Annotated in this window: 15 protein-coding genes; 9 read left to right on the forward strand and 6 right to left on the reverse strand. The window is 74.0% G+C overall.

Annotation, left to right across the window (positions count from 1 at the left end; genetic code table 11):
- Positions 1–8: 8 nt before the first annotated feature.
- The 7 genes from ACFVXG_RS06210 (at position 9) to ACFVXG_RS06240 (ending at position 6,304) form a co-directional block, all read left to right on the forward strand.
- On the forward strand, positions 9–653 hold the full coding sequence (locus tag ACFVXG_RS06210; RefSeq protein WP_387924793.1) for an amino acid ABC transporter permease: 645 nt from the start codon (positions 9–11) through the stop codon (positions 651–653).
- Entirely contained in the window at positions 650–1,516 is an 867-nt protein-coding gene (locus ACFVXG_RS06215) for an amino acid ABC transporter permease (RefSeq protein WP_387924795.1), read from the forward strand. Before ACFVXG_RS06210 ends, ACFVXG_RS06215 begins: the two co-directional genes overlap by 4 nt.
- 141 nt (positions 1,517–1,657) lie before the next feature.
- Positions 1,658–2,563, forward strand: a complete 906-nt coding sequence (locus ACFVXG_RS06220; protein ID WP_387924898.1) for a LysR family transcriptional regulator — start codon at positions 1,658–1,660, stop codon at positions 2,561–2,563.
- Positions 2,564–2,652: 89 nt separating this feature from the next.
- Positions 2,653–3,234 (forward strand): cysteine dioxygenase, encoded by a 582-nt coding sequence (locus tag ACFVXG_RS06225; protein WP_387924797.1) that lies wholly within the window; start codon positions 2,653–2,655, stop codon positions 3,232–3,234.
- 14 nt (positions 3,235–3,248) lie between these two features.
- On the forward strand, positions 3,249–4,307 hold the full coding sequence (locus ACFVXG_RS06230) for a YeiH family protein (protein WP_387924900.1): 1,059 nt from the start codon (positions 3,249–3,251) through the stop codon (positions 4,305–4,307).
- A gap of 157 nt (positions 4,308–4,464) precedes the next feature.
- Entirely contained in the window at positions 4,465–5,175 is a 711-nt protein-coding gene (locus ACFVXG_RS06235; RefSeq protein WP_387924799.1) for a spermidine synthase, read from the forward strand.
- A gap of 109 nt (positions 5,176–5,284) precedes the next feature.
- Positions 5,285–6,304 carry a TetR/AcrR family transcriptional regulator C-terminal domain-containing protein gene (locus tag ACFVXG_RS06240; RefSeq protein ID WP_387924800.1) on the forward strand — a complete coding sequence of 340 codons (1,020 nt, stop codon included), beginning with the start codon at positions 5,285–5,287 and terminating at the stop codon, positions 6,302–6,304.
- An 87-nt stretch (positions 6,305–6,391) separates the two neighbouring features.
- Here ACFVXG_RS06240 and ACFVXG_RS06245 read toward each other — a convergent pair whose 3' ends face one another.
- The 3 genes from ACFVXG_RS06245 to ACFVXG_RS06255 form a co-directional block, all read right to left on the reverse strand.
- Positions 6,392–8,251, reverse strand: a complete 1,860-nt coding sequence (locus ACFVXG_RS06245; RefSeq protein WP_387924802.1) for a hypothetical protein — start codon at positions 8,249–8,251, stop codon at positions 6,392–6,394.
- A gap of 138 nt (positions 8,252–8,389) precedes the next feature.
- Complete coding sequence (locus ACFVXG_RS06250; protein WP_387924803.1) at positions 8,390–9,283, reverse strand: TetR/AcrR family transcriptional regulator; 894 nt, start codon at positions 9,281–9,283, stop codon at positions 8,390–8,392.
- Between the two features lie 98 nt (positions 9,284–9,381).
- Entirely contained in the window at positions 9,382–9,912 is a 531-nt protein-coding gene (locus tag ACFVXG_RS06255; protein ID WP_387924805.1) for an NUDIX hydrolase, read from the reverse strand.
- Positions 9,913–9,998: 86 nt separating this feature from the next.
- Between ACFVXG_RS06255 and ACFVXG_RS06260 the strand changes: the two genes are divergently transcribed.
- Complete coding sequence (locus ACFVXG_RS06260) at positions 9,999–11,219, forward strand: serine hydrolase domain-containing protein (protein WP_387924807.1); 1,221 nt, start codon at positions 9,999–10,001, stop codon at positions 11,217–11,219.
- A gap of 10 nt (positions 11,220–11,229) precedes the next feature.
- On the opposite strand, the gene ACFVXG_RS06265 is transcribed toward ACFVXG_RS06260, so the two are convergent.
- The 3 genes from ACFVXG_RS06265 to ACFVXG_RS06275 all read right to left on the reverse strand — a co-directional run bounded on the left by ACFVXG_RS06265 (position 11,230) and on the right by ACFVXG_RS06275 (position 14,544).
- Positions 11,230–11,553, reverse strand: a complete 324-nt coding sequence (locus tag ACFVXG_RS06265) for a nuclear transport factor 2 family protein (RefSeq protein WP_387924809.1) — start codon at positions 11,551–11,553, stop codon at positions 11,230–11,232.
- Positions 11,554–11,769: 216 nt separating this feature from the next.
- Positions 11,770–13,293: an aldehyde dehydrogenase family protein gene (locus ACFVXG_RS06270; protein WP_387924811.1), complete on the reverse strand. Its 1,524-nt coding sequence runs from the start codon at positions 13,291–13,293 to the stop codon at positions 11,770–11,772.
- A gap of 303 nt (positions 13,294–13,596) precedes the next feature.
- Positions 13,597–14,544, reverse strand: coding sequence for a terpene cyclase (locus ACFVXG_RS06275; protein ID WP_387924813.1), 948 nt, complete (start codon positions 14,542–14,544; stop codon positions 13,597–13,599).
- Positions 14,545–14,880: 336 nt separating this feature from the next.
- On the opposite strand from ACFVXG_RS06275, the gene ACFVXG_RS06280 reads away from it, so the two are divergent.
- Positions 14,881–17,940 (forward strand): ATP-binding protein, encoded by a 3,060-nt coding sequence (locus ACFVXG_RS06280; RefSeq protein WP_387924815.1) that lies wholly within the window; start codon positions 14,881–14,883, stop codon positions 17,938–17,940.
- Positions 17,941–18,090: the final 150 nt, after the last annotated feature.

Raw genomic sequence — 18,090 nt, forward strand, 5'->3', positions numbered from 1 at the left:
GCCGCGCCGTGAAAACGCTGACCGACAACTGGTCGACCTACTGGGACGGCTTCCTCGGCACGCTCTCGCTGTTCGCGGTGAGCGCCGTGCTGTCGCTGCTGCTGGGCGTGCTGATCGCGGGCTTCCGGGTCTCGCCGGTCCGGCCGCTGCGGGTGTTCGGGACGGTGTGGGTGACGCTGCTGCGCAACACGCCGCTGACCCTGCTGTTCTTCATCGTGGTGCTGGGGCTGCCCCGGTTCGACATCACGCTGCCCTTCTACACCTTCGCCGTGCTGGCGCTCGGCTGCTACACCTCGGCCTTCGTCTGCGAGGCGATGCGCTCGGGCATCAACACGGTGCCGTCCGGGCAGGGTGAGGCGGCCCGCAGCCTGGGGATGAGCTTCGGGCAGACGATGGGCCTGGTGGTGCTGCCGCAGGCGTACCGCTCGGTGGTGGCGCCGCTGGGCAGTGTGATGATCGCGCTGGCGAAGAACACGGCGATCGCCGGTTCGTTCAGCGTCACCGAACTGCTGGGCACCTACCGGACCATCAACGAGCTGGGCTACAGCATCATCTGGACCTTCGTCTGGATCGCCGTCGGCTACCTGATCATCACCCTGGCCATCAGCGCCGTCTTCAACCTGCTGGAACGACGAGTGGCGGTGTCCCGATGACGGTCGAATCCTCGGCGCTGTACGACATCCCCGGCCCCAAGGCGCTGGCCCGGCACCGGCTGTACGGCGGGATCGCGCTGGTGCTGATCGCGGCGCTGATCGGCTGGGTCGTCTACATGCTGTTCCACACCCACCAGTTCACCTACGCCAAGTGGGAGCCCTTCGAGTACCGGGGCGTGCAGGACCTGCTGCTGCGCGGGCTGGGCAACACCCTCCAGGCCTTCGGCTGGACGGCGCTGTTCGCGCTGCCGTTCGGCGCGCTGTTCGCGGCCGGGCGGCTGTCCGACCACCGGGTGGTGCGCTGGTTCTCCACGCTGGTGGTGGAGTTCTTCCGGGCCATGCCGGTGCTGGTGATGATCTTCTTCGTGTTCGTCGCCCTCAAGGTGCAGCCGCTGTGGGCGCTGGTGGCCGGATTGGTGCTCTACAACGGCTCGGTGCTGGCGGAGGTGTTCCGGGCCGGCGTGCTCGCGGTGCCCAAGGGGCAGCGGGAGGCGGCGTACGCGCTGGGCATGCGCAAGACCCAGGTGATGACCTACGTCCTGGTGCCGCAGGCCAACCGGGCGATGCTGCCGGCCATCATCAGCCAGCTGGTGGTCGCGCTCAAGGACACCTCGCTGGGCTTCCTGATCACCTTCGAGGAGTTCCTGCACGCGGGGAAGCTGATCGCCACCAACCTGGACTACGACCTGCCGTTCATCCCGGTGGTGATCGTGATCGCGCCGATCTACATCGGGATGTGTCTGCTGCTGTCCTGGCTCGCCCGCTGGGTCGAGCGGCGCAGCCGGCGCAGTCCGAGCGTGCGGGGCGGGGCGCCGGTGGCCAAGGCGGGGGTGGCACTGGGGCTGCCGCCGTCGGCGCAGTGAGGCGCGGGCGCCCGCAGCGCTGGGACGGGTGGTTCGGGACTGAACCATAGGTACGGATGGGGTCGAGGTCGGGACCTCCAAATTCCTCTTATGATTGCGAGGGCAGGCGGCAGACGACCGGGCGGAGGGGCCATGGAGCCGGTGTTCGACTCGCGGCACATCAGGACGTTCCACGAGGTCGTCCGGGCCGGGTCCTATTCGGCCGCCGCCCGGGAACTCGGCTACACCCAGCCGGCGATCACCCAGCAGATGAAGGCCCTCGAACGCACCGTCGGCGTCCCGCTGTTCACCCGCGCCGGGCGCGGCCTGCGGCTCACCGAGGCCGGCGAGGCGCTCTCCCGGCACGCCGAGCTGATCCTCGGCAGCCTCTCCGCCGCCCAGCAGCAGCTCGCCGCGCTCGCCCGGCTGCGCGCCGGGCGGGTCCGGGTCTGCGCCTTCCCCAGCGCCAACGCCACCCTGATACCCGAGGCGATGGCCCGGCTGCTCGCGGAGCACCCCGGCGTCCGGGTCGAACTGCTGGAGGCCGAGCCGCCGGACTCCGTCCAGCGGCTGCTGCGCGGGGAGTGCGACATCGCGCTGGCCTTCCGCTATCCGGGCGCGGCGACCGAGGTGCCGGACGGGCTGGACGAGATCCCGTTGATGGAGGACCTGCTCACGGTGCTGCTGCCGGTCGGGCACCCGCTCGGCCGTCGGCACGCCGTCCGGCTGGCCGACCTCGACGGCGAGCGCTGGATCGCCGGCTGCCCGCGCTGCCGGGCCAACCTGCTGCACGTCTGCGCGGAGGAGGGCTTCGCGCCCGACATCGTGTTCTCCACCGACGACAACCTCGCGGTGCAGAGCCTGGTCGCCGCCGGGGTCGGGATCGCGCTGATGCCCGCGCTGGTGCTCTCCTTCATGTGCCACCGCAAGGTCACCGGGCGGGCCGTCGAGCCGCACCTGCGGCGGCAGGTGAGCGCGTACGTGCTGCGCGAGCACCGGCGGATCCCGGCCACCGCGCTGGTGCTGGACCACCTGCGGCAGGCGGCGGCGAGCCGGGTCGGGTGCTGATCCCGGGGCGCGATCCATAAGCACCAGTGGGGGTGATGCTTAGAAACCCTCGTTGGACGTGATAGGTCGCTTGGTCCGAACCTGCTGGCATGACACCCCCAGCCACGGTCGGCAGCGACCGGCTCACCGAGCGGATGACCGCCCTGGTCAGTGGCATCCGCGCGGTCGTGGACCGCGGACTGCCACCCGAACTCACCGCGTACCTGGTCGGCGAACGCCTCGCCCCGCACCTGCTCGCCGCCCCCGACGGGCCCGACGCGCTGCTCACCCCCGCCCAGTGCGAGGGCGACCCGCAGCGCTACCGCCAGCACGTCCTGCACGCCGAGGCCGACGGCAGCTTCTCCGTCGTCGCCCTGGTCTGGCTGCCCGGACAGCAGACCCCGATCCACGACCACGTCTCCTGGTGCGTGGCCGGAGTCCACCGCGGCCAGGAGAGCGAGACCCGCTACCGGCTGATCTCCGACGGGCGCAGCTCCCGACTGGTCGAGACCGAGCACGTGGCCGGCCCGGCCGGGACGGTCGCCGCCTTCGCCCCGCCCGGCGACATCCACCTGGTGCGCAACGCCTGCAGCACCACCGCCATCTCCATCCACGTGTACGGCGCGGACGTCTCCCGGCTCGGCACCAGCATCCGGCGGGTCTACCGGCTCCCCGCCGACCAGGAGCGGTGAGCGGCGGCGTGGCACTGACCCTCCGGGAGCGGGCCACCCGCACCCGCTCCCTCCCCCCGCTCGGCGGGGACGCCCCCGGCCTGCTGCTCGCGGTGGTCGGGGTGGCCGCCGCGATCGCCGTCCACGCGGCCGTCCCCGCCGTGCCCAAGCTCACCGCCGCCGTCGTGCTCGGCATGGCGGCGGCCCACCTGCCCGGGCTGCGCCCGGTGGTCCGCGGGGTCGCCCGGCCCGGGCTGTCCACGGCCGGGAAGCGGCTGATGCGGCTCGGGATCGTCCTGCTCGGGCTCAAGCTCAGCCTGGACGACGTGCTCGGCCTCGGCTGGGCCACCGTCGCCATGGTGCTCATCGTGGTCGCGGCCACCTTCGCCGGCACGCTCTGGCTGGGCCGACGGCTCGGACTGCCCGGTGACCAGCCGCTGCTGGTCGCCACCGGGTACTCGATCTGCGGGGCCTCGGCGATCGGCGCGGTCAGCCAGGCGGCGGGCAGCGAGGAGGAGGACGTCGCCTCCTCGGTCGCGCTGGTCACCCTGTGCGGGACCCTGGCGATCGCCGTACTCCCTTTGCTGCAGCACCCGTTGGGGCTCGGCGAGCTCGAGTTCGGGCGCTGGGTCGGGGCGAGCGTGCACGACGTCGGGCAGGTGGTCGCCACCGCGCAGACCGGTGGGCCCGGCGCGCTGCGCGAGGCCGTGCTGGTCAAGCTGATGCGGGTGGTGCTGCTGGCGCCGCTGGTCGCCGGCGTGGCCGTGGTGGCGCGGCGCAACCTGCGCAGCGCGCGCCGGGCGGGAGCGGAGGGCGCGGCGAAGAGCGGCAGCCGGCCGCCGATCGTGCCGCTGTTCGTGGCCGGGTTCCTGGCGATGATCGTGCTGCGGACCACCGGGGTGCTCCCCGAGCGGGCCCTCGCCCTGGCCGGGGACGCGCAGGAACTGCTGCTGGCCGCCGCGCTGTTCGGGCTCGGCAGCGCGGTGCACCTGCCGACCATGGCGAAGACCGGCGGGCGGATCGCGCTGCTCGGACTCGGGTCGTGGGTGGTGGTCGCGGGCGTGTCGTACGCGGGGGTGCTGCTCACGACGTGAGCGGTGCGGCCGGCGTGATCGCGTGGGCGGGCCGGGCTCCTTCGGGGTCCGGCCCGGCTCGTTCACCGGCCCGGTTCACGGGGGGACTCGGTTATTGTCGGGCGGGTGATCGCCCTCACGGGGGCGAAGCTGCCGCCGAGCCCACTGAGGAGGAACCATGACCACCGCACTGCCCGAACGGGACGGCCACGAGGCCGTCGTCACGCTCGACCGGCGGGAGGGCCCGTTCGGCGAGGTGGTACTGCGGCGGCGCGGACGGCACTACGAGATCATCGCCAACGGCTGCTTCCTGATGGACACCGCCGACGGGCGCTCCGAGCGCCTGCTGATCCAGGCGGCCCTGGACGAGCTGGACCGCACCGGCGCCGACGTGCCCGCGCCGTCCGTGCTGATCGGCGGGCTCGGGGTCGGCTTCTCGCTCGCGTACGCGGCGGCCGAGCCGCGCTGGGGGCGGATCGCCGTCGTCGAGCGGGAGAGCGCGATCATCGACTGGCACCGCTCCGGCCCGCTGGGCGGCTTCTCCGACGGTGCGCTGGACGACGAGCGGGTCTCGGTGATCCACACCGACCTGCTGGACCACCTGGCCGCGGCCGACGGTGAGCGCTACGACGCGCTGTGCCTGGACATCGACAACGGGCCGGACTGGACCGTCACCGACTCCAACGCCGGGCTCTACGGGGCGGACGGGCTCGCGGTGCTGTGGCACCGGCTGCGGCCCGGCGGGGTGCTGGCGGTGTGGAGCGCCCAGCCGTCGGCGGCCTTCGAGGAGGCGCTGCGGGTCGCGGGGTTCTCGGACGTCGCCACCGAGGAGATCCCGGTCAGCCGGGGCGTCCCGGACGTGGTGCACCTGGCGCGGCGGGCCGGCTGAACCGGGGCGCCGCGCACGCCGGTTGAGGACGGTCGGGGCCGGCGCCCGGCGCTGCTAGCGTGGGCGGCCACGGTGCACTAGTGCGGTCGAGCGGGCGGTGGTGGTTGTGGTGGGGAGCGGGTCGCCTTCGGAGCGGATCACGGACGAGCTGCGGCGACGGATCGTGGCGGGGGAGTTGGAGCCGGGCGCCCGGGTACCCTCGACGCGGCGGATCATGCAGGAGTGGGGCGTGGCGATGGCCACCGCGACCAAGGTGCTGAACCGGCTGCGGGAGGACGGGCTGGTGCGGGCCCTCCCGGGGGTGGGGACGGTGGTGGCGGAGGGGCCGACGGCCGCCGGCGGTCCGGCGGCCCGGCCGCCCGTGACCGCTCCGGCAGCGGCGGCTGCTCCGACGGCTCCGGCGGCGGCTCCGGCCGCGGCGGGCGGGCGGCGGGGGAAGGGCGGGGAACGGGAGCTCGGCCGGGAGCGGATCGTCGCGGTGGCGGTCCGGGTGGCCGACACCGAGGGCCTGGCGGCGCTGTCGATGCGTCGGGTCGCGACCGAGCTGGGCGTGGCGACCATGTCGCTCTACCGCCACGTGCCCGGCAAGGACGAGCTGTTGCGGCTGATGTTGGACAAGGCCTTCGGCGAGCAGCCGCCCCCCGAGGCTCCGGCGCCGGACTGGCGGACGGGGCTGGACGGGATCGCGCGGCTGCAGTGGCGGATCTACCGGAGCCACCCGTGGCTGGCCTCCACGATGTCCTTCACCCGGCCGGTGCTGGCGCCCGACGCGGCGCTGCACACCGAGCGGTCGATAGCGGCGCTGGCCGGGACGGGGCTGAGCATGGCGGAGATGGCCCAGGCCTCGGTCAGCCTGGCGGCCTTCACCTGCGGGCTGGCGGTCCACTTCGAGCGGGAGGCGCAGGCCGAGCAGGACAGCGGGATGTCCGCGGACGAGTGGATGGACCGGCTGGACGACCAGGACCACGACCGGCTGATGACGGACCCGGAGCGGTTCCCGATGTTCGACGCGCTGAACCGGGGGCCGGAGATCGACATGAGCCTGGACGCGCTGTTCGAGTTCGGGCTGGCACGGATGCTGGACGGGGTCGGGGCGCTGATCGCGGCGCGGGGGACGGGCGGCGGCTGACCCGACGGACGGCTGACGGATGTCAGATTTCAGCGAACGAAATCTGACATCCGTCAGCCGTGAGGTGCATCCGTCGGTGGCTGCCGGTCAGCCGAACGGCCGGTGCTCCGGTGCCGCGTCCGCCTCGGGCTCGGCCGCTGCCTCCGGTCCGTCCGTGGCCGCGGCGGTGCCGGAGATGCCGAAGGGGTCGAAGTCCGGCGGCGGGATCATCACCGGGGTGCCCTTGCGCGGGGCCGGCTCCGCCGATGCCGCCGTAGGGGCTGCCGTCGGGGCCGCGACCGGGGCGGTCTGGGCCGGGATCAGCGGCGGGGTCGAGGGCGGGGGCGGCACGGCGGGGCCCTGGGCGGCGACGGTGGTGCCGAAGGGGTCGGGCTTCTGCTCGGCGGCGACCGTCGTCCCGAACGGGTCCGGGGCCGGGGCGCCCCCGGCGGGCTGTGCGGCGGGTGCGTCCGTGCCAGCGGTGGTGCCAGCGGTGGTGCCGGAGATGCCGAAGGGGTCGAAGTCCGGCGGCGGGATCATCACCGGGGTGCCCTTGCGGGGCGCGGGTTCTGTCGCTTCCGCCGCGGGGGCGGTCGCGGCCGGCTCCTCCGCGACCGGGGCGAAGGGGTTGAAGTCGGCGGGCGGGATGCGCACCGGGGTGCCGCGCAGGTGCACCGGCCGCTCCTCCGGCTCCGTCGCGGCGGGGGCTGAGGGGGCTGAGGGCGCGGGCACCGGGACCGGCGGAGCGGCCACCGGCGCGGGTGCGACCGGTGCCCGGAGCGTTTCGCCGTCCCAGCCGAACTGGATGCTCTTCAACAGCTCCGCGAACGCCTCGGTGTACAGCTCCCAGTCCTCCGGCCGGGCCGTGGACAGCTGGGCGCACAGCACCGTCCCGCCGTCCGGCAGCGGTACGAAGGCCTGGACGGCCGAGGTGACCACCCAGCGACGCTGCCCGTCGGCCGCCAGCGCCCCGGGCACCGGGACGGTCCGGCCCTCGACCAGGACGGCGGCCGGCCCGGCGGGCAGCAGCACCGTCCAGACCTCGGCGTGCCGTCGTACGGTGGCCAGCTCGGTGGCGAGGGCGGTGATCGGCAGCGGGTGCCGGGCGAGCGAGATGACCAGGGTGGCCTCCGAGGCGCGCCCGTCCCGCTCCAGCGCGCACACGCCCGCGTAGCGGACGCCCGCGTCCTGGATCAGGTCGGTCAGGGTCGCGGTGATCACCGCGAAGTCGCGGCGGGGCTCCGGGCCGGTGGCGCTGAACAGCTCCTCGGCGACCTCGGCGAGGTGCCCGGTCAGTTCGGCGGCCGCCGCCACGGTGGCCCGGTCGGCGCCGGCGGTGCCCTCGGTGCCGTCGGCGTCCCCGGTGGCGTCCGGCGCGAGCGCGGGCACCGTCCGGGCGGAGACCCCGGCGGGCCCGCCGGGGGAGGTCAGCGGGTGGAAGCCCGGCGGGACGACCAGGCGGACCTCGGCGCCCGCGCCGGTGGCGAGCTCGACCGGCTGCCGGGTCTGCTGGCCGGCCGCCAGTGCGGCCAGGGCCGGGGCGAACGGCGGGCGCAGCTTGGCGTCGGCGAACTCGCCGGTGACCGGCAGCTGGAACAGCGCGGCCGAGGTGGTGCCCCGGTCGGCGATGGCGCCGCGCACCGCTCCGCCGCCGTAGCGGTGGTGCAGCGCGGTCGTCACCCGGTCGGCGACCGGTGCGCCGGTGCCGGGCCGGGCCGTTCCGGCGGTGAGCACCGTGCCGAGCCGGTCGAGGGCCTCGTGCACCGGGCCGTTGGGTGCCAGCGGCAGGCCGAACAGCGCCTCGGCGGCGGGGTGTTCAGCCGGTTTCAGGGTGCTGAGCGCGGCCGCCGGGTGGCGTGAGGTGTGCTCGTCGAAGAGGGCGTCGGTGAGCGTGCCGAGGGTCGCGCTGACCTGCTCGGCTGCCGCGAAGGGGTTGGCCTCCGCACTGAACTGGACGTCCTGGGTCAACTGGTGAGCCCCCCGCTCTGCTCCGTCTGCCGTCGGTGGTTCGGACGGACCGGACCCGCCCGGACGGCGGGTCGTCAGGTCCCCGCCCATTCCTATCAGAGCCCACCGTCGTCACCGAACCGCAGGATCACCCGATGATCACGCCGGGGAGGTCCCGGCGGGACCCTCCGTGGGCTGCGCGGACGGTTCGTCCACGGGTTCCGCGGCCGCCGCTCCGGCCGCCGGGGCCCGACCCGAGGCGAGCGCGGTGACCGCGTCGAGGATGCCGGGCACGGCGAACAGCCCGGCGAGGTCCCGGACCAGCCGCCCGGACGGCCCGTCGGGCCGCTCGTCGGCGAAGAAGGAGGCCAGCTCGGCGGCCAGCGCGGGCTCCCGGGCGGCGGTGAGGGTCAGCGAGGCGACGAACTCCTGCACCAGGTGCAGCTGGAGCTCCTCCAGCGGGACGGACCGCTCGCCCAGCCACTCCAGCGAGGTGATCTCGGCGTTGGCGATCCAGGCCCGGACGGTCAGCCGCAGCCCGGGGCTCGGCGCCGGGACCGCCAGGTGGGCGAGGATCTGGTCGTGCGCGGCCCGGCGCACCTCGTCGATCACCGCCGAGGTGCCCGGGCTGGCCGCCACCGAGCCGCCCCGCAGCAGCGCGGCGAAGCCCGGCCCGTGGCTCTGCACGAAGTCCAGGTAGCGGCCCATCACCCGGAACAGCCGCTCCGACAGCGGGCCCTCCATCGGCTCCTCGAAGCGCGCCGAGAGCTCCCGGCCGGCGCGCCGCAGCGAGGCCTCGTACAGCGCCTGCTTGCCCGGGAAGTAGTGGTACACCAGCGGCCGGGAGGCGCCCGCGGCGGCGGCGATGTCGTCGATCGACACCTCCTCCGGCGGGCGCCGGCTGAACAGCTCCAGCGCCACGGCGATCAGCTGTTCCCGCCGCTCGTCCACGCTCAGCCGTCGGCGCGGCCGCTCGCCCGCGGCCCCCCGCTCGGGTGCGGCGGCGGTACGGGCTGCGCGGTCGGCCGTCGGGGACGGCGTACGGGAGGCCATGCTCGTCAGCCTATCCGGCGGCCGTCGGCGGGCCCATGCGGCCTGTCCTGCGGCGTTCCGCCCGGGACGGGCCCGGCGCGGTGCTACCCGACGCGGTGCTACCCGGCGCGGAGCTCCAGGTAGCGGCGGTAGGCCTCCAGGCCGTCGACGACGAAGGTGTCGCGGGCGAGGCGCTCGGCGAGCTCGGCCGGGGTGAGCCAGGCGTGCCAGGCGACCTCGGACACCTGGGGGGAGACCGGGCCGTCCCACTCCGCCTCGTACATGTCGCACCACCAGGAGAACCTGCCGCCGTCGGGCTCCCGGAACAGGAACTTGAAGAGCGGGCGCGGGGCGATGCCCTGCACCCCGAGCTCCTCCTCGGCCTCGCGGACGGCCGCCTCGGCGTAGCTCTCGCCGGAGCCGACCACACCGCCGACCCACATGTCGTACGCGCCGGGGGAGAACAGCTTGGTGTCGGTGCGGCGGTGGACGAAGATCCGGCCGGCCGGGTCGCGGACCATGATGAAGACGCAGCGGTGGGTCAGCCCCCGGCGGTACACCTCTCCGCGCAGCGCCGTCCCGATCACCCGGTCGTGCTCGTCGACGATGTCCAGCAGCTCTTCGGCGGGGTTGGTCACAGGTTCGGTCATGAGCGACAGGTTAGGGTTTCGGGGCCCGCTTCGAACGCGGGATCGATGAATCGGACGGCGACGAACGACCTGAGGGCAGGCACGCGGTGGTGGAGATCTGGGGCGAGACGGCCGAGGGGTTCGAGCCCGTACGGGAGGCCTTCGCGCGGAATTTCACCGGGAACGGCGAGCTGGGCGCGGCCTTCGCGCTGTACCTGCGCGGCCGCAAGGTGGTCGACCTGTGGGGCGGCGACGCCCGGCCCGAGGTCGGCGGCCGGCCCGCGCCCGCGGTGCCGTGGACGGCGGACACCGCCCAGGTGCTGCGCTCGGTCACCAAGGGCCTGAGCGCGGCGACCGCGCTGCTGCTGGCCGAGCGCGGGCTGCTCGACCTGGACGCGCCTGTCGCCTCGTACTGGCCGGAGTTCAAGGCGGCCGGCAAGGGCGAGGTGCCGGTGCGCTGGCTGCTGTCGCACCAGGCCGGGGTGCCGGCACTGGACGTGCCGCTGCGCCTGGAGGATGTGCTGACCTGGGAGCGAGCCGCCGCCGCGGTGGCCGCGCAGGAACCGGCCTGGGAGCCGGGGACGGCGCACGGCTACCACCCGTACACCTTCGGCTGGCTGGTCGGCGAGGTGGTGCGCCGGGTGAGCGGTCGGACGATCGGCCAGTACTTCGCCGAGGAGATCGCCCGGCCGCTCGGGCTGGACCTGTGGATCGGGCTGCCGGCCGGTGCCGCGCCCAGGGTCGGCAAGCTGGTCGACCTGCCCGCCCCGGAGGCGGCCCGGACCGGCCCGAGCGGGCTGCGGCTGCGGCCCAAGCAGTCCGTCCGGGACGCCTACCAGGACCCGACCTCGCTGACCGCCCGCGCCTTCGCCTCGGTGCTGCCCGGGGTGGACATGAACGACCCGGCGGTGCAGGCCGCCGAGATCCCCGGTGCCAACGGCATCGGCACGGCGCGTTCGGTGGCCCGGTTCTACGCGGCGCTGATCGGCGAGGCCGACCGCCCGGACGGCTCCGGAGTGCTGCTGCCGCCGCTGTTCGGCCCGGAGGTGCTGGCCCGCGCGGTCGGGCCGGTGGTGAACGGCCCGGACCGGGTGCTGATCGTCAACTCCACCTTCGGCCTGGGCTTCTGGCGGCACGGCCCGACCGCGCCGATGGCCTCCCCGGCGAGCTTCGGCCACCCGGGCCGGGGCGGCTCGCTGGGCTTCGCCGACCCGGAGCTCGGGCTCGGCTTCGGGTACGTCACCAACGGCATGCAGCCGGGCGTCACCGGGGACGTGCGCTCGCGCAACCTGATCCGCGCGGTGCGGGGGTGCCTGGGGCTGTCCTGAGCGGCGCGGCCTACGCCTGGCCGGTGTCGAAGCGGCTGATCTTCCCGCCGTTGACGGTGAAGCGCCAGGCGGTGCGCATCTCGCCCCAGGTCTCGTTGGTGAAGTTGGCGACCAGCGCGCGGCCGTCGTTCGCCTCGGTCTGGACGTCCATGTGGCCGTTCGAGGAGAAGATCTCCCGCTCGGTCCAGTCGGCGAGGTCGCGCTCGGAGCCGTCGTCGGACATGGTCGCGTCGGGGGTGAGGGCGGCCGCGAAGGCGCCGCGGTCGCCCGAGTTGACCGCGGTGACGAAGGCGCGGACGGCGGGGTCGGAGAGCTTGCTGGTGGCGATGGTCATCGAAGACTCCCGGAGTGGAGAAGGGACGGGAGTCCTTGTTTAGGGGGTTCGCGCGGGCCGTCCGGGCATGTCGGCGGCGCGTCGGCAAAATCGGCTGATTCATGTGCTTAGATCCCGAAACAGGCGATTTGCCCAGTAGACCCGCCGCGGGGAGTGGCGGTGGAGCGGGAGACCGGATGAGGTCTCCCGCTCCACTTCTGTTCACGGCGGATCGGCCTAGAAGAAGCCGACCGCGTCGGGGGAGTAGCTGACCAGCAGGTTCTTGGTCTGCTGGTAGTGCTCCAGCAGCGCCTTGTGGTTCTCCCGCCCGATGCCGGAGTTCTTGTAGCCGCCGAAGGCGGCGTGCGCCGGGTAGGCGTGGTAGCAGTTCGTCCAGACCCGGCCCGCCTGGATGGCGCGGCCGGCCCGGTGGGCGGTGTTGATGTTGCGGGTCCAGACGCCCGCGCCGAGCCCGTACTGGGTGTCGTTGGCGAGCGCGACCGCCTCGTCGAAGCCGTCGAAGCGGGTGACCGAGACGACCGGGCCGAAGATCTCCTCCTGGAAGACCCGCATGCTGTTGACGCCCTCGAAGACCGTCGGCGTCACGTAGTACCCGCCGGCCAGCGAGCCGCCGAGGTCGGCGCGTTCGCCGCCGACCAGGACCTTGGCGCCCTCGGCCTGGCCGATCTCGAAGTAGGACAGGATCTTCTTCAGCTGTTCGGCGCTGGCCTGGGCGCCGACCTGGGTCTCGGTGTCGAGCGGGTTGCCCTGGCGCATGGCGCGCACCCGGGCCAGGCCGTCGCCGAGCAGCCGCTCGTAGACCGGGGTCTCGATCAGCGCGCGGCTGGGGCAGGTGCAGACCTCGCCCTGGTTGAGGGCGAACATCGCGAAGCCCTCGACGGCCTTGTCGTAGAACGCGTCGTCGGCGGTGGCGACGTCGGCGAAGAACAGGTTGGGGCTCTTGCCGCCGAGCTCCAGGGTGGCCGGGATCAGGTTGTCGGCGGCGGCGCGGGCGATCAGCCGGCCGGTGCTGGTCTCGCCGGTGAAGGCGAGCTTGCGGACCCGGGTGCTGGCGGCCAGCGGGGCGCCGGCCTCCTCGCCGAAGCCGGTGACGATGTTGAGCACGCCCGGCGGCACCAGGTCGGCGGTCAGCTCGGCGAGCAGCAGCACCGAGGCCGGGGTCTGCTCGGCGGGCTTGAGCACCACCGCGTTGCCGGCCGCGAGCGCCGGGGCGAGCTTCCAGATCGCCATCAGGATCGGGAAGTTCCACGGGATGATCTGGCCGACCACGCCGAGCGGCTCGTGGAAGTGGTACGCCACGGTGTCCTCGTCCAGCTGGGAGAGGCTGCCCTCCTGGGCCCGCAGCGCGCCGGCGAAGTAGCGCAGGTGGTCGACGGCCAGCGGGAGGTCGGCGGCGAGCGTCTCGCGCACCGGCTTGCCGTTCTCCCAGCTCTCGGCGACCGCCAGTTGCTCGAGGTTGGCCTCCATCCGGTCGGCCATCCGCAGCAGCACCTGGGCGCGCTCGGCGGCGGAGGTGCGGCCCCAGGCCGGGGCGGCGGCGTGGGCCGCGTCCAGGGCGGCCTCGATGTCCTCGGCGGTGCCGCGGGCGACCTCGGTGAAGACCTCGCCGGTGACCGGGGTCGGGTCGCCGAAGTACTCGCCGCGCGCCGGGGGCGTCCAACCGCCGCCGATCCAGTGGTCGTACCGGGAGCGGTAGGCGACGATGCTGCCGGGCGCGCCGGGGGGCTGGTAGACCGTCATGCTCAGTGTCTCCTCGCGACGTCGGGCGCCCCCGGCGCCGATCGGGCCGGGGGCGGCACGCCGGACCGCCGCCCGGTGGGGGCGGTCCGGCGGGAGGGTGCGGACACGCAGTCGGGCCGGCGCCCCGCCGGGGCGCCCGCCGACGAGCACGATAACGCCGGGCGCGCGATGCGGCTACGGTCCGTACGACCGGCTCGTACGGACGGTGTGCGTTCCGGACGTTCACCGCCCCGGCGCGCGGGCGCGTTCGACGGCGCGCGGTCCCGGGCGCGCCCCGGATGGCGCCGGCCGGGGCGGGGACCGTCAGACCGCGTGGTACCGGCCGGTGCGGGCCTCCCAGCTCAGGTAGCCGGCCAGCCAGGTGAGCAGCCCGTCGGCGTACCGCTGGGCGATCGTGCTCTCGATCCGGGACAGGCCCAACTCCCGGTACACGTCGGGCAGTCGGCCGTGCAGCTCGGCGCAGCGCTCGACCATCAGCTGGGCCTCCGCCATGACCGCGGAGCAGGCCTCCTCGGCCGAGCAGTGGCGCTCGCGCTGGACGATCATGACCAGGTTGTTCACGTCGCCGCGCGGGGCTTCGAGCGGGAACGAGCGCACGTCGTTGCTGAGTGACGGTATGTCGGCCGCCAGCTGGCGCAGTTGCCGCAGCACCGGGTGGTGCAGCACGGAGGCGGGGACCTCGAACTGGCCGAGCCGTTCGACCATGTCGAAGATGGTCTCCATCGCCGCGGTGCCCCGTCTGAGCTCCAGGTAGCCGTCCCGGTCGGGCGGCCGGGCGGAGATCCGGCCGGCCGCCTCGGCCGGGTGGCTGGCGAAGTAGTACTCCCAGTTGTAGGCGGCGCGCGCCTGCCAGCGCGCGGGCATGCCGCGCACGCTGCGGCTCCACAGATCGGCGAAGGCGGTCTCGACCGGGGAGCGCTGGTCGGGGCGGGCGCCGTGCAGGACGGCGATGAGCCGTTCGCAGATCGGGGCGACCTCGGTCGGACGGCGGCCGAGCGGGCCGTCGAACTGGTCGTCGAAGAGGAAGTAGAAGCCCATCAGGTCGGCCGCCAGGGCGAGTTCCTCCGGTCCGGCGTCCGGGTAGCCGAGCGCGGCGAGGTCGACCACCTCCCAGTGGGCGTACCCGGGGTGGTCGGCGTCGGGGAGCAGCGGGTGGCGGGTCAGCCAGTCGCGGTGCACCGCGGTGGCGTAGGGGCCGTGCGGACTGCGGCGGTGCGGGAACGGAATCTGAAGTGAGTTGTCGTCAGACATCGGACTCCCGGTGCAGCGGTGAGTGGGGGCGCTTGTGGTTCGAGCACTGAGTGTGGGGGGAGTTGACGCGGCGGGGCGCTGGGGGTGAGGGTGGTTGCGCAAGATCATCAGCGCCTCGCGGGCCGTAGGGTATCTGATGTAATGATCGGACGTTAGGGATATAGGGCAATTGCCCTTGGCAAGCTATCCAAACCCTCGCCGTCCGTCCCAGCCTGCGCGAATGCCGCACGGCGAGCCGTACACGGCGCTAACCTCGGCTCCACGGACTGTGATGGGCCGGCTCCCCGCGCGCGGTGCGGAGTCGAGTCGGCGAGCGGGTGAGGCGGAGGCGCGACGGTGACCGATCAGGGCAACGAACTTCGGACGGGGAGCGGTTCCGACCGGGACGACGACGGCCCCGCGCCCCGGGTCAGGCTGCGCGACCGCGACAACGAACTGCGTTCCGTGGAAGCCGCCGTCGACCGGCTCTGCCGCGAATTCGCCGCCGGCGGCACCGAGATCGGCGAACTCCTCGCCTTCTCCGGCCGCCCCGGCATCGGCAAGACCAGCCTGCTGCACGAGGTCCGACGGATCGCCAGCATGCGCGAAGGGGCCACCGTGCTGTTCGCCCGCGGTGGCGAACGGCAGTTCAAGGAGCCGTACCACGTGCTGCGCCAGCTCCTCCAACCCGTCCTGACCAGGCTGGAGGCCGACGAGTTCGCCCAGGTCATGGGCACCTGGGAGGAGGTCGTCGGACCGGCCATGGGTCTCAAGCAGCCCAAGGCCGGCGCCCGCCGCCTCGACCCCCAGGGCGTCCGCGACGGCCTCGACTACGTCCTCACCCAGCTCGCACCGCGCCGCGCGCCGATGGTGATGATCGTCGACGACCTGCACTGGGCGGACGCCGAATCCCTGTCCTGGCTCGCCAAGTTCGCCGTCCGCTCCGGCGAACTGCCCGTCCTGCTGGTCTTCGCCTTCCGCGAGGACGAGAACGACTGGCCCGGCGAGACCCACGAACTGCGCCGCGGCGTCCTCGACTTCGCCCGCCGCAAGCACGAACTCAGCCGGCTCACCCTGAACTCCGTCTCCGACATGATCCGCGCCGAACTCGGCGACCGGGCCGAGGACGCCTTCTGCTACGAGTTCTGGAACGTCGTCAACGGCAACCCCTTCGAGGCCGGTCGCCTGCTCGACCAGGTCCGCGAGCAGGAACTCGAACCCGTGGAGGAGAACTCCCGGCAGCTGCGCGAACTCGCCGTCGACGCCACCGGGATGACCCTCAAGAGCTGGCTGGACCGGCTCGGCCCGGCCACCCTGCGCTTCGCCTGGGCCTGCGCCATGCTCGGCACCGACATCCGGATCGACCTGGCCACCCGGATCTCCACCCAGAGCGGCGAGGGCGCCCGTGAGTCCATCAAGCAGCTGCGCAAGCAGCGCGTGCTCACCCAGGCCCCCAACGGCAACCTCGAGTTCGTCCACCCGCTGATCGCCAGCTCCATCTACAACACCATGCCGGAGGCCACCCGCCTCGGCATGCACGGCATCGCCGCCGTGGAGATCGAGAACGCCGGACTCGGGCTGCTCGCCGCCTCCCGCCACCTGGTCGAGACCCACTCCGGCGAGGGCGACGACCGGATCGTCCGGAAGCTGCGCCGCGCCGCCGTCGAACACCAGCTGATCGGCGCCCCCGAGGCCGCCCAGCGCTGCCTGCACCGCGCACTCAACGAGCCGCCCGCCGACGACATCAAGGCCGAGGTGCTGTACGAACTCGGCTGCTCCGCCCTGCTCACCGACCCCGGCGCCACCGTCAACCAGCTCAGGCTCGCCCTCGACCCCGACGAGGGGCCGCTGCGCCCCGAACTGCGGGTGGACGCCACCTTCCGGCTCTCCGAGGTGCTCGCCCACAGCGGCGAGCTGGGCCAGGCCGCGCTGGTCTGCCAGGAGGAGGCCGAGCAGACCACCGACCCGGTCCGGCGCCAGCGGCTCCAGGCGGCGTCCTTCATGTGGCACGCCTTCCGCAAGTCCGAGGAGAACGGGCCCGGCCGCTCCGCCCGGCTCGAGGAGCTGTACCGCAACCTGGCCGGCCGGGAGGCCGCCGACCGGGCCGTGCTGGTGATGCGCGCCTGGGACCTGACCCTGCGCGGCGAGCCCTCCACCGACGCGCTCGCGCTCGCCGACGAAGTCCTGGACGGCGGCCGGCTGCCCAAGGGCCTCGGCTGGACCGACACCACCTGGGGCTTCGAACTGCCCTCGATGCTCTGCCTCACGTACATCTACAACGACCGCATCGCCCAGGCCGAGCGGCTGGCCGCGGACGCCATCATCCAGTTCGAGCTGGCCGGTTGGAGCGGCGCCCACCGGGGCTTCGCGTACTTCCTGATGGGGCTCGCCCGGTTCCGCCGCGGGCTGCTCGCCGAGGCGGAGGACTTCCTGCGCCGGGCGTACCGCATCTCCGAGCGGATCGGCGCCAAGCTGCCGCTGGCCTGGGACGCCGTCGGCGTGCTGGTGGACACCCTGATCGCCCGCGGCCGGGTCGACGAGGCCTGGGAGCTGGCCAACGAGTTCGGCTTCCACCCGCCGTACCACGCGACGGTCATGGTGCTGCCGGACGCGGCCTCGCTGTACGGCAAGCTGCTGGTCGCCAAGAAGCGGTACGCCGGTGCGGCAGCCGCGCTCACCGAGGCCGGGGCCCAACTGGAGGTCCGCGGCTGGCACAACACGGTCTGGGCGCCCTGGGCCGGGCACCTCGCCATCGCGATCTCGGCCGACGAGCCCGAGCGCTCCCGCGACTACGCCCAGAAGGCCGTCCGGGACGCCCGCACCTTCGGCACCGCCTCGGCGATCGGCAGCGCGCTGCGGCTGCAGGCCCGGATCGAGGACGGCCAGCAGGCGGTCGAGCTGCTGGAGCAGGCCGTGGAGCACCTCGGCCAGTCCCCGGCCGGGTACGAGCACGCCGTCGCGCTGGTCGACCTGGGCGCGGCGCTGCGCCGGGTCGGGCGGCTGGAGGACGCCCAGGAGCACCTGTACCAGGGCATCGAACTGGCCCAGCACTGCTCGGCGGAGAAGCTGGTCGACCGGGCCCGGCGGGAACTGGCCAACTACGGCCTGCGGCCCAACCGGCTGGGGGTGCACGACTTCCGGGAGACGCTGGAGGCGCTCAGCGGGCCGGAGCGGGACGTCGCCGACCTGGCGGTCAAGGGCGTGCCGCCGCAGCGGATCGCGGAGCGGCTCGGGGTGCACCTGAGCCTGGTCAACCGGCGGCTGGCGGCGGTCTACCGCAAGGCGGGCACCGGGCCGGACGGGTTGGCGTCGGCGCTGGGGCTGCGGCCGGAGCCGGGAGCGGGGCCGGACGAGGTCTCGGGCCTGGAGCCGGGGGAGGAGCCGGGCGAGGAGCCGGGCGTGATTCCGGGGGAGTAGCGGCCCACGGCCGCCCCCGGCGGACGGGGGCGCCGGGGCGGCGCGCGGTGGCGTGGGAGCGCCCCCGCCACGGCCGCCCTCGCTAGGCTGACGGACACCACGGGGGGCCGCCGCGACGCCGCCCCGGACGGATCGGGACACCGGGCGGGG

It is taken from the genome of Kitasatospora sp. NPDC058162 (assembly GCF_042884005.1).
Classification (GTDB): domain Bacteria; phylum Actinomycetota; class Actinomycetes; order Streptomycetales; family Streptomycetaceae; genus Kitasatospora.